This is a genomic window from Vibrio sp. 1978, assembly GCF_033344345.1.
Window position 1 is genome coordinate 1 of the sequence record NZ_JAWPOP010000861.1, and the last position, 555, is coordinate 555.

At 43.8% G+C, this 555-nt stretch carries 1 protein-coding gene; it reads left to right on the forward strand.

Features of this window, described 5'->3' with window-relative positions; translation table 11 throughout:
- Positions 1-131: 131 nt before the first annotated feature.
- Positions 132-555: sodium:solute symporter family transporter (locus R8N49_RS29535; RefSeq protein ID WP_412034939.1), on the forward strand; the 424-nt coding region annotated here is incomplete at its 3' end.

Here is a 555-nt window from a genome sequence, read left to right on the forward strand (position 1 = left end):
ATTTTGAAACACCATTTTATTTTATAATAAATCTTGTTTTAATATATTCATTATTACGTACTGATAAAGTTCTTATCGGTATTTTTGTGATCTTTAAAACGGTGTTTTAATTTTTTCGTGAGCTATGACACATGACTTTATTGGATTCGATGATCGTAATGATCTATCTGCTCTTTATTGGGATCGCTGCGTGGCTATTTCGCCGCTTTTCCACCTCGTCGAACGACTTCCTTCAAGGTGGAGGGACCATGATGTGGTGGATGGCTGGCGCGACTGCATTCATGACGCAATTTTCAGCGTGGACGTTTACGGGTGCCGCTGCCAAAGCGTATGAAGATGGCATCAGCGTGATGTTCATCTTTTGGGGAAATGCGTTGGGATTTTTCGTCGCGGCGGCGTTTTTTGCGCGTCGCTATCGAAGGTTACGCGTAGAAACCGCCATGGAAGTGATTCGAGTGCGGTTTGGCCACACATCAGAACAGCTATTCACATGGTTAAGCTTTCCGCTGACTTTGATCGCCTGTGCTATTTGGATGAACGGATTGGCGTCTTTTT